At 70.6% G+C, this 10,746-nt stretch carries 11 protein-coding genes; 3 read left to right on the forward strand and 8 right to left on the reverse strand.

The genetic code is table 11. The features are described from left to right. Positions 1 to 48 precede the first annotated feature (48 nt). Genes AC0HS0_RS10150 through AC0HS0_RS10160 form a run of 3 tightly spaced genes read right to left on the reverse strand, consistent with a single transcriptional unit; the run spans position 49 to position 3,283 of the window. Entirely contained in the window at positions 49 to 861 is an 813-nt protein-coding gene (locus AC0HS0_RS10150) for an alpha/beta fold hydrolase (protein ID WP_472963758.1), read from the reverse strand. Further along, a complete protein-coding gene (locus AC0HS0_RS10155) occupies positions 858 to 2,516 on the reverse strand; it encodes a sensor histidine kinase (protein WP_472963761.1) in 1,659 nt (552 codons plus the stop codon). The genes AC0HS0_RS10150 and AC0HS0_RS10155 overlap by 4 nt, the downstream gene beginning before the upstream one ends. Next, positions 2,513 to 3,283, reverse strand: coding sequence for a response regulator transcription factor (locus AC0HS0_RS10160; RefSeq protein ID WP_472963763.1), 771 nt, complete (start codon positions 3,281 to 3,283; stop codon positions 2,513 to 2,515). The genes AC0HS0_RS10155 and AC0HS0_RS10160 overlap by 4 nt, the downstream gene beginning before the upstream one ends. 161 nt (positions 3,284 to 3,444) lie before the next feature. Between AC0HS0_RS10160 and AC0HS0_RS10165 the strand changes: the two genes are divergently transcribed. Both AC0HS0_RS10165 and AC0HS0_RS10170 read left to right on the forward strand, forming a co-directional pair. Beyond that, positions 3,445 to 5,004 (forward strand): ABC transporter permease, encoded by a 1,560-nt coding sequence (locus AC0HS0_RS10165; protein WP_472963765.1) that lies wholly within the window; start codon positions 3,445 to 3,447, stop codon positions 5,002 to 5,004. A gap of 29 nt (positions 5,005 to 5,033) precedes the next feature. Further along, positions 5,034 to 5,705: an ABC transporter ATP-binding protein gene (locus tag AC0HS0_RS10170; protein WP_472963768.1), complete on the forward strand. Its 672-nt coding sequence runs from the start codon at positions 5,034 to 5,036 to the stop codon at positions 5,703 to 5,705. Positions 5,706 to 5,774: 69 nt separating this feature from the next. Here the strand turns inward: AC0HS0_RS10170 and AC0HS0_RS10175 are convergent, their stop codons facing one another. Next, a complete protein-coding gene (locus tag AC0HS0_RS10175) occupies positions 5,775 to 6,362 on the reverse strand; it encodes a pentapeptide repeat-containing protein (protein WP_472963770.1) in 588 nt (195 codons plus the stop codon). Between the two features lie 54 nt (positions 6,363 to 6,416). On the opposite strand from AC0HS0_RS10175, the gene AC0HS0_RS10180 reads away from it, so the two are divergent. After that, the gene (locus AC0HS0_RS10180; RefSeq protein ID WP_472963772.1) at positions 6,417 to 7,091 is read left to right on the forward strand and encodes a DedA family protein; all 675 of its coding nucleotides are present in this window, start codon (positions 6,417 to 6,419) and stop codon (positions 7,089 to 7,091) included. A 3-nt stretch (positions 7,092 to 7,094) separates the two neighbouring features. Here the strand turns inward: AC0HS0_RS10180 and AC0HS0_RS10185 are convergent, their stop codons facing one another. The 4 genes from AC0HS0_RS10185 to AC0HS0_RS10200 form a co-directional block, all read right to left on the reverse strand. Next, positions 7,095 to 8,141, reverse strand: a complete 1,047-nt coding sequence (locus AC0HS0_RS10185) for a sugar phosphate isomerase/epimerase family protein (protein WP_472963775.1) — start codon at positions 8,139 to 8,141, stop codon at positions 7,095 to 7,097. Further along, entirely contained in the window at positions 8,138 to 9,271 is a 1,134-nt protein-coding gene (locus tag AC0HS0_RS10190) for a Gfo/Idh/MocA family protein (protein ID WP_472963777.1), read from the reverse strand. The genes AC0HS0_RS10185 and AC0HS0_RS10190 overlap by 4 nt, the downstream gene beginning before the upstream one ends. 41 nt (positions 9,272 to 9,312) lie before the next feature. Beyond that, positions 9,313 to 10,410, reverse strand: coding sequence for a Gfo/Idh/MocA family protein (locus AC0HS0_RS10195; RefSeq protein WP_472963780.1), 1,098 nt, complete (start codon positions 10,408 to 10,410; stop codon positions 9,313 to 9,315). Then, on the reverse strand, positions 10,407 to 10,746 hold a 340-nt coding region (locus AC0HS0_RS10200), incomplete at its 5' end, for a sugar phosphate isomerase/epimerase family protein (RefSeq protein ID WP_472963782.1). The genes AC0HS0_RS10195 and AC0HS0_RS10200, both read right to left, overlap by 4 nt.

Here is a 10,746-nt window from a genome sequence, read left to right on the forward strand (position 1 = left end):
CACGTCGACCAGCGGTCTTTGGCTCCGTCAAGAGTACGGGATCGACCCCTACGCGCGCAAATCGCGGGACTGATCACGGGCGCCCGGGAGCTGGGCGCGCAAGAACTCCCCGACGTCGCGACCGAACCGGGGATGCAGCGGCACGCCCGCGTGCGACCGGTTCGGGTACACGACGTGGGTGGCGCTCGGAAGGCCGCGCACCGTCTCGGTGGCGAGGTCGAGCGGGTAGAAGACGTCGCGTCCGCCCGAGACGACCAGCACCGGCGCGGCCACGCGGCAGAGCCGGTCGCGCACGTCGTAGCCGTCCTCGGCCTCCACCAGCACGCGCAGGCCCGCCGGGTCGGCCGGCCCGGGCAGCATCCGCGTGACGAGGCGGACAGCCGGCGCCAGGAGAGGGGAATCCATCGTCGCGACGGCCAGCTCGCTCGTCGCCACCCGCTCGTCGCGGGCGAGGAGGTCGGCGTACCGGCGCTGGACGGCCCGGCCCGCGGCGCCGAGCGCGGCCGCGCCCGCCGCCACCACCAGCGAACTGACCAGGTCGGGATGGTCGGTCGCGAGCTGCAGGGCGATGCTCGCTCCGGTCGACACTCCCATCACCGCGGCCGGAGCGCCGAACCGGCGCCGCAGCACTCCCGCGTAGAGAGCGGCGATCTCGGCCATGGTCGCCCCCTGCGCGAGGTGCGCGGGCCGGCCGACGGCGTGCACGCGGTGCGACCGGGCGGGACCACCCACGATGCAGCGCTCGGTGAGGGCGTCGAGGCCGCGGGCGCGCCCGGGCTCCGACGGAAGCCCCCGCAGCAGGATCAGCGGAGGAGCGGACGGGTCGCCGTACGCGACGGTCGGAAGGACCGCAGCGGTCACTCCCGCACCGCTCCGTGCGTCTCGGCGGGGTCGGAGTCGATCGCGGAGGTGTCGGCGGTCCCGGGGTCGGCCGGCGCCGTCTCTGCGGACGCTGCTCCCACCTGCGGGTTCACCGGCGCCAGCGGCAGTCGCACCGTGAAGACGGTCGACCCCGGCTCGCTGACCACGGTCACCGTGCCGCCGTGCGCCCCCACGACCGCCTGCACGATCGCGAGCCCCAGGCCCGTGGACCCAGTGGCGCGGTTGCGGCTGCTGTCCCCGCGCGCGAACCGTTCGAACAGCGTCGCCTGGAGCTCCTCCGGGATGCCGGGACCGTCGTCGGCCACCGTCACGACCGCCTCCTGCGCAGCGGTGTCCACGGCCAGCGAGGCGATGACCCTGGTCCCCTCCGGCGTGTGGACCCGAGCGTTGGCGAGCAGGTTCATGACCACCTGATGCAGTCGCGGGGCGTCGCCCGACACCTCTACCGGCTCCTCCGGCAGTTCGATGGTCCAGATGTGGTCCGGGCCGGCGGCGTGCGCGTCGCTGAGGGCGTCGATCAGCAGGAGCGAGAGATCCACGGGGTCGTGGTCGAGCTCGCGCCCCTCGTCGAGCCGGGCGAGCAGCAGCAGGTCCTCCACCAGGGAGGTCATCCGGGTGGCCTCCGACTCGATGCGGCCGATCGAGCGGGTGATGTCTTGCGGCAGCTCGTGCGGCGAGCGCCGGGTCAGCTCGGCGTAGCCGCGGATGGAGGCGAGCGGCGTACGGAGCTCGTGGCTGGCGTCGGCGACGAACTGCCGCACCTTCTGCTCGCTCGCCTGGCGCGCGGTCAAAGCAGACGCGACGTGGCCGAGCATCCGGTTGAGTGCGGAGCCGACCTTGCCGACCTCCGTGTGCTGGTCGGTGTCGGCTTCGGGCACGCGCACCGAGAGTGCCACGTCGCCGCGGTCGAGCGGCATGTGCGCCACCTGCTCGGCGGTCGACGCGACGCGTGCCAGGGGTTTCATCGCCAGTCGGACGACGAAGCTGGCGATCAGGAAGGCGAAGACCAGTCCCGCGAGGGTCACCAGCACGATGACGAGGGTGAGCTGCTGGATCGTGGCGTTCACGTCACTCAGGGGAAGACCGATGATGACGCTGTCGCCGTTGTCGAGCTGGGCCGCGGCGATGCGGTACGAGCCGAGGGTCGGACCCAGATCGATCGTCCGCGGCGTCTGGTCCGCTGGGAGCGTGATGAGCGCCGAGGTCTCGATCGGGACGCGCTGCGGCGCCACCGGCTGATCCGAAGACGAGGACGGCGGGCGGTCCGACAGGATCACGGGGTAGAGGAGGTTCGTGCCGCTCCGGATGACGCCGAACGTTCCTGTCTGCTGTCCGGGTGTCTGGACGATCCCGATCACGTCCGGGCCTGTCGGCTGATCGCCGTAGATGCGATCGGCCGCGTGCTGGCCGCGCGAGAGTGCACTGGTCAGCTGCTGGTCCAGCCGCTCCATCAGGTAGTTCTGCAGCGCGAGGACGCTGACCGTGCCGATCACCGCACCGAGCACCGCGAGCATCGCGACCACGACGAGCACCACGCGGCTGCGCAGCGTCCAGGAGCGGAACGGACGGAGGCCGAAGCGCCGGGCGCGCTCACGGCCGGAGGTCGGGGCGCCCGCAGTGCGGGCAGCGGTCATTGCGCGGCCTTCACCATGTAGCCGGCGCCACGGACGGTGTGGATCATCGGCGGACGGCCGGCGTCGATCTTCTTGCGCAGGTACGAGATGTAGAGCTCGACGACGCTGGAGGATCCGCCGAAGTCGTATGACCACACCCGGTCGAGGATCTGCGCCTTGCTGAGCACGCGCCGCGGGTTGCGCATCAGGAAGCGGAGCAGCTCGAACTCGGTGGCCGTCAGCTGGATCGGGTCGCCGTCGCGGTGCACCTCGTAGCTGTCCTCGTCGAGAACGAGGTCGCCGACGATGAGCACCGGGTCGTCCTGGTCGGCGACCGCCGCGCGTGACCGGCGCAGCAGGCCGCGGAGCCGGGCGACCAGCTCCTCCAGGCTGAACGGCTTCGTGACGTAGTCGTCGCCGCCCGCGGTGAGGCCGGCGATGCGGTCGTCGAGGGAGTCCTTCGCCGTCAGGAACAGCACGGGCGCTTCGTTGCCGTCGGCGCGCATCCGCGACAGCACCTGCAACCCGTCGATGTCGGGCAGCATGATGTCGAGCACGACGACGTCGGGCTTGAACTCGCGTGACAGCTGCAGCGCCTGCTGCCCGTTGGAGGCCGTCTTGACCTCCCAGTCCTCATAGTGGAGCGCCATGGCGAGCAGGTCGGTCAGCGTCGCCTCGTCATCGACGACGAGGACGCGGATCGAGCTGCCGTCGGCGCGGCGCAGGAGGGTACGGGGCTGGCTGGAGGAGCCGGAGGCGGCGCGGGCGTTGATGGTCACCTTTCCCATTATGAGGAGTGCACTTGACAGTGACTTTGTGAAACCTATGAACCTTCTGAGAGGCTTCGCCCGGGCACTCGGCGAAAACATAGCTTCGCCACAGTGAGCCGAAAACCGCCGAATCTACCGTCCCGATGACTCTTCTTTCCGACCCAGAGATATGGAAGCCAATGTTCGGGACATATCTGCGGCGCGAGCTCCTCAATCGCCGCAAGCAGACGGTCATCATCGCGATCGGCATGGCCCTCGCGATCGCGCTCGTCATCATCGTCAACGCGGTCTCCGCCGGCGTCAAGGACGCGCAGGCCAGCGTGCTGCAGTCCGTCTACGGGGTCGGGACCGACATCACCGTCTCGCAGCCCGCGACCGCGCAGAACGCGACCACCCAGCAGGCGCAGGGCGGAGGCCCGCGCTTCGACTTCGGCGCCGGTGCGGGAACCGACACCGGCTCGGGCCGGCAGGTCAACACCTCCCGCCTGGAGCCCACTCGCGGCGCCACGGTGATGGACGCGTCCACCCTCACCACCGCCAAGAAGGTCGACAACGTCCAGTCCGCCGCCGCGGTGCTGTCGTTGACCAACACGAGCTTCAGCGGTACCCTCCCGAACTTTCAGCAGCTGCGCGAGCAGCGTCAGGCGGGAGGCGCCCAGACCGAGAGCACTCCCCCGCCGACCGGAGGCGCGGACGGCGCGGGCGGCAGCTCGTTCTCGGTCGACTCCTTCTCGGTGATGGGCCTCGACCCGGCCGGCAAGTCCGTCGGGCCGCTGTCGTCGGTCACGCTCTCGAGCGGGCGCACCTTCACCGCCTCCGACAAGGGCGCCGACGTCGTCGTGCTCGACGCCGCATACGCGAAGAGCGCGAGCAAAGCCGTCGGCGACACTCTCACCATCGGCGGAACCGACTTCAAGGTCATCGGCATCGTCTCGGCCACCGGCGCGGACTCCACGACAGCCTCGAACGCGTACATCCCGCTCGACGTCGCGCAGACCCTGTCCGGCCAGGCCTCCAAGGTCTCGTCGGTGTACATCACGGCCGCGTCCGCCAGCGACATCGACCAGATCAAGACCGACCTGACCAAGGCGCTGCCCGGCGCGACCGTCAGCACGCAGGCCGACCTGGCCTCCAGCGTCTCCGGCTCCCTCGGGAGCGCCGGCCAGCTGATCGCGAACCTCGGCACCTGGCTGTCGGTGATCGTGCTCGCCGCGGCGTTCCTCATCGCGATCCTGTTCACCATCTCCGGCGTGACCCGCCGCACCCGCGAGTTCGGCACCCTGAAGGCGATCGGCTGGTCCAACCGCCGCATCACCGGCCAGGTCGCCGGCGAGTCGATCGTGCAGGGCCTCATCGGCGGCGTCATCGGCGTCGCGGTGGGACTGATCGGCGTCTTCGTGGTCAACGTGATCTCCCCGACTCTGACCGGCAGCATCGGCTCCGGCTTCGCCAATGCTGCCGGTCGGACCGGTGCGAACGGAGCCGTCGGCACCGGGGGCACGGGCACCGGCGGCGGTGAGGGCGGCGGCGGCTTCGGCGGCGGCAACGGCGCGTTCGCCGGGGTCCGCCGGGCGGCCTCCAGCGCCACGGCCGACATCGCACTGCACGCTCCGGTGACCCTCTGGATCATCGTCGGCGCCGTCGCCCTCGCCATCCTCGGCGGACTGATCGCCGGCGCCATCGGCGGCTGGCGCGCCTCCCGCCTCCGCCCCGCCGCCGCACTGCGCTCGGTCGCCTGACCCGGTCGAGACGACCAGAAGGAGTCATCGTGTACACCCTCACGAACGTCACCAAGAAGTACACCCAGTCCAAGCGCGAGGTCATCGCCCTCAACGATGTCACCCTGGAGATCCCCGACGGGCAGCTCGTCGCCATCCAGGGCCCGACCGGCGGAGGCAAGTCCACGCTGCTGCAGATGCTCGGCGCGCTCGACCGCCCCACTTCGGGGTCGGTCGAGCTGGGACCTGCGAGCCTGTCGAAGCTCGGCGACGGCAAGCTGACCGATATCCGCGCCAACGAGATCGGGTTCGTCTTCCAAGGCTTCAACCTGATCCCCACGCTGACCGCGCAGGAGAACGTGGAGACCGCGCTCGCCCCGCTGAAGGTCAGCGCGGAGGAGCGCAAGCGCCGGGCCGCCGAGGCACTGGCCTCCGTCGGTCTCGCGGACCGCGGCAGCCACCTGCCGTCCGAGCTCTCGGGAGGTCAGCAGCAGCGCGTCGCTATCGCCCGCGCGCTGGTGAAGAACCCGGAGGTGCTGCTCGCCGACGAGCCGACGGGCAACCTCGACGAGGAGACCAGGGACGAGATCATGGACCTCCTCGAGGGCCTGTGGCGCGATCGCGGCCTCACCGTGATCGTCGTCACCCACGACACGGCCGTGGCCAAGCGCGCGCAGCGCCGCCTCCACATCAAGCACGGTCAGGTGAAAGAGGTCGCGTGACCCCGACGATTCGTCCCAACACGCCGCCACGAGGCGGACCGAGACGGCGTGTTGGGACGAATCGTTCGTTCAGGAGGGTGTGCCGACCACGGTGAGACCGGCGGCCTCGGCCAGGAGGACGGCCTGCCGCTCGTCGATGGTCGCGCCCCGGAGGTTCGCTTCGGCGGGGTCCACCCCGGTGAGGTCGCTGCCGACCAGGTTCGCCGCGGAGAAGTCGGCGCCGGCGAGCACCGCGGCCGACAGATCGCAGCCCGAGAACACGGCCTCCTGGCAGCGCGCGCGGCTCAGATCGGCCTCCCGCAGCTTCACGCCCGTGAAGTCGACGCCGCGCAGCTCCGCACGGCCGAGGTCGACGAACGACCAGTTGCCGCCCTCGACCTTCAGCAACGCGAAATCGCAGCCGCTGAACGTGCTGCCGGTGAACTTGCAGCGCCGGAACGCCGCGTCGAAGAAGTTGCACCCGATGAACGTGCAGTTCACGAAGGCGCTGTCGGTGTGCTCGCCGACGTTGAACCGCACGCTGCGGAACGTGCACCCGGTGAACGTCGCGCCCGTCGACCGCAGCTCCGTCATGTCGACGTCCACGAACTCCGTGCCGTCGAATTCGACGCCGTCGAGGTCGCGCCCGTACCAGTCCTCGCCCCGGATGATGTCCACGCCGAGAGCCTAGCGACTGCACGTCGCACATCGCGGCCCGCTACCCTCGGGAGCATGACCCACGACCTCACGGATTTCCTCGGAGACGTGGGCCCGATCGTCTTCTACCTCGCCGTGTGGGGCCTGGTCTTCGCGGGCACCGCGTTGTTCGTCGGCGTCGTCATCCCGTTCATCACCGGTGACTCGCTGCTCTTCGCCGCCGGCCTCCTCACCGGCACGCACTCCGAGCTCTCGATCTGGGTGCTTGCGATCGGCGTGGGTATCGCGGCGGTGCTGGGTGACCAGGTCGGCTTCTGGCTCGGCCGGAGGCTGGGCAGGCCGTACCTCGCGCGACGCGGCGGCCGCTGGGTGCAGGCGGGAGTGCGCAAGGCCGAACGGTTCTACGAGCTCTTCGGGTGGTGGTCGGTCGTGATCAGCCGTTACATCCCGTGGGGTCGTGTCTTCATCCCGCCGATCGCCGGCATCAGCGCGATGAAGTACTGGAGGTTCTTCACCGCGAACGTGGTCGGAGCCCTCAGCTGGGGCGTGCTCATCACGGTCATCGGATACTTCGCGGCGGTGAATCCGAGCGTCCGGCCGGTCGCCTATCTCGTGGCGGGAATCGTCATCCTGGCGTCGATCGTCGCGGGAGTCCGGGCGTGGGCGCTGGATCGACGGTCGCGCCGTGCTGTCGAGGTGACCGCCGACGGTGCCGGGCCGGCCGGTGACGAGCACCGGCCGGCCCGCTGACGCTCAGTCCTGGTTGCTGAACGCGGCGTCGAACGACGCCGTCGGGAGCTTCCAGAGCAGCGAACGGATGTAGCCCACGGCTTCTGCGGCGCCGTGCAGGCGGTCCATGCCGGCGTCCTCCCACTCGATGGAGATCGGGCCCCTGTAGCCGATCGACTCCAAGGCGCGGAACGAGTCCTCCCACGGCACGTCCCCGTGACCGGTCGAGACGAAGTCCCAGCCGCGGCGCGGGTCGCCCCACGGGAGATGCGAGCCGAGCACGCCGGCGCGTCCGTTCTTCGGGCGCAGGCGGGTGTCCTTGCAGTCCACGTGGTAGATGCGGTCCTTGAAGTCCACGATGAAGCCGACCGGGTCGATGTCCTGCCACATCATGTGCGACGGGTCCCAGTTGAAGCCGAACGCCTCGCGGTGGTCGATGGCCTCCAGCGAGCGCACGCTCGTCCAGTAGTCGTAGGCGATCTCGGACGGGTGCACCTCGTGCGCGAACCGCACGCCCTCGCCGTCGAACACGTCGAGGATGGGGTTCCAGCGGTCGGCGAAGTCCTGGTAGCCGGCGTCGATGACGGAGGCCGGCACTGGCGGGAACTGCGCGACGTACGGCCAGATGCTGGAGCCGGTGAAGCCGACGACCGTGTCCACGCCGAGCCTGCGGGCGACCTTCGCGGTCAGCTTCAGCTCCTCCGCGGCGCGCTGGCGCACGCCCTCCGGGTCGCCGTCGCCCCACACCTTCGAGCCGACGATCGCCTGGTGGCGGAAGTCGATCGGGTCGTCGCAGACGGCCTGGCCCTTGAGATGGTTGGAGATCGCCCAGACCTTCAGGCCGTACCGCTCGAGGATGTCGAGGCGGCCCTGGAGGTACGCGTCGTCCTCCGCGGCCCGCCAGACGTCGAGGTGCTCGCCTGAGCAGGCGATCTCCAGGCCGTCGTAGCCCCACTCGGAGGCGTACTTCGCCACCTCCTCCAGCGTCAGATCGGCCCACTGGCCGGTGAACAGTGTGACCGGGTGCGTGCGGCCCGACTCGGCGGTGCTCGCGGCGACGGCATCAGTCATGAATTGGTTCCCATCTCGATCCAGGTGCCCGACTCTGCCGAGTCGATCACGGCGTCGGTGATCCGGACGGCGCGGAGGCCGTCCTCGAAGCGCGGCAGTCCGTCGGGGGTCTCCCCTTCGACCGCGGCGTAGCTGTCGGCGACGAACGCGTTGAACGCGTCCTGGTAGCCCTGCGGGTGCCCCGACGGGACCACGCACAGTCGCGCGGCGTCTGCGCTCAGCTGGTCGGCGTCGCGGGGCACCAGGAGGCTGCCGGCGCGACGGCCGACCCACAGCGTCTCCGGCTGCTCCTGGTCGAAGGCCACGCTCTCGGCGCTGCCCGCGATCTCCAGCCACAGCCGGTTCTTGCGTCCCGGGGCGACCTGCGACACGAGCAGGGTGCCGATGGCGCCGGAGTCGGTCTCGATGACCACCGCCGCGGCGTCCTCCGTGGTGATGCCCGCGTGCGCTGCCCGCTCGGCGAACACGGTGCGCTTCTTCGCCGAGAGACGCGCGACCCGGTCGCCGCTGACGAACTCGACGAGGTCGATGAGGTGCGAGCCGATGTCCGCGAACGCGCGGGAGCGGCCGCCCTGTTCGGCGTCGACGCGCCAGTTGTCGTCGCCGGAGGCCAGCAGCCAGTCCTGGAGGTAGGAGGCGTTGACGGTGAGCACCTGCCCGGCGGCGCCGGACGCGAATCGTGCCCGAGCCTCCCGCACCATCGGGTGGAACCGGTACACGAACGGCACGGTCGCGATGCGCCCGGCCGCCGCGGCGACCAGCGCCTCCGCGTCGGCCACCGACGTCGCCAGCGGCTTCTCGCAGACCACGTCCTTGCCGGAGGCCAGCACTGCCGCGGCCTGCGAGGCGTGCAGGGCGTTCGGCGTCGTGACGTGCACGACGTCGATCGAGTCGTCGCCGAGCACCTCCTCCAGCGAGCCGTACGCGCGGCCGATGCCGAGGCGCTCGGCGGCGGCGGCCGAGCGCTCCGGAGTCGACGACACGATGCCGGCCAGCTCGGCCCGTGCGGCCCGCGCAGCGCGCGAGTGCACCTCCGCCATGAAACCGCCGCCGACGATCGCGACGCGCAGCCGCGACCCCGCCGTGCTCTCGCCCCGGTGGCTCGGGCCGCCCGACTCGGTGCTGCTCACATCTCTCCGTCTGTCATCCGACATGTTCTGCGCACCTGACGTCAGGCCAGAGTCGAGGCGCGCGGATCCCAATCCTCGGGGAGGGCGGGAGCGACCTGGACGGTGCTCTTCACCTCGACCGGGACACCGGACTCGCCGGCCTCGATCGTCGCCACCATCACGTCGAGAACGTGGAAGGCCTGCTCGCCCGAGGCGCGCTCGGGCACGCCGGCGCGGATGGCGCGGGCGAGTTCGACGACGCCGATGCCGCGGCCGTTGGTCGTTCCGGTCGACGGCAGCGTCTCGACGCCGTCGGCTCCGTGGACCAGGAGGTCGCCCTCGAAGGTGTTGGGGTCGGGAACGACGAGGGTCGCCTCGAGGCCGGCGACCTCGAACTGCGTGCGGCCGAGCTTCGAGTCGAAGCTGAAGATCGACTGCGCGGTCTGGCCGCTCTCGAACTCGTAGAGAGCGCTGACGTGCGTGGGCACGGTCACCGCGAACGACTCACCGGCCCGGGGGCCCGAGCCGATGACGCGGGACTCCTTGGCCCTGGAGGCGACGGCGCTCACGCGCTTGACCGGGCCGAACAGCTGCACCAGGGCGGTGAGGTAGTAGGGGCCGATGTCGAACAGCGGCCCCGCGCCCTCCTGGAACAGGAAGTCCGGGTTCGGGTGCCACGACTCTGGCCCGGCGCTCTGCAGGAGGGTCAGTGCGGTGAGTGGGGCGCCGATGCCGCCGTTCTCGACCAGGCGGCGGGCCGACTGGATGCCGGCGCCGAGGAAGGTGTCGGGCGCCGTGGCGACGCGCAGGCCCTTCTCGTGGGCGGCATCCAGCAGCTGCACGCCGCTGGCACGATCGAGCGCGAACGGCTTCTCGCTCCACACGTGCTTGCCGGCGGCGAGCGCCTGCAGCGCGACCTCGACATGCACCTTCGGGATGGTGAGGTTGACGACGATCTCGATCGAATCGTCGGCGAGGAGCTCCTCCACCGTGCCGGAGCCGGGAACGCCGAACTTCTCCGCCTGCGCCTTCGCGCGGTCCAGGTCGATGTCGGCGACGAAGCGCACGTCGAGGTCGGGGAACGCGGTGAGGTTCTCGAGGTACTGGTTGCTGATGACACCGGCGCCGATGAGGCCGACGCCGACCTTTCCGCCCGTCACGCGAACGCCTCGGTGGTGAGGAAGGCGTAGCTGTCGGCGACGGCCTGGAAGCGGTCGCCGCGGGAGTCGTCGAGCTCGATCACGCGGAGTGCGTTCGGCGCGGCGGCGATGATCTCGGCGATCGGCAGCGAGCCCTGGCCGACGGCGACCTGGTCCTTGTTGTCGGTCGTCCCGGCGCCGTCCTTGACGTGGAGGGCGACGACGCGGTCGCCGAGCTTCGGCAGCAGCTCTGCGGGGTTCTTGCCGCCGACGACCACCCAGTACGTGTCGATCTCGAGCACGACCTCCGGGTCGAGCTTGCCGGCGAAGTACTCCAGCGCGGTGACGCCGTCGATG

The organism is Leifsonia sp. PARNA 1/14, assembly GCF_055720965.1.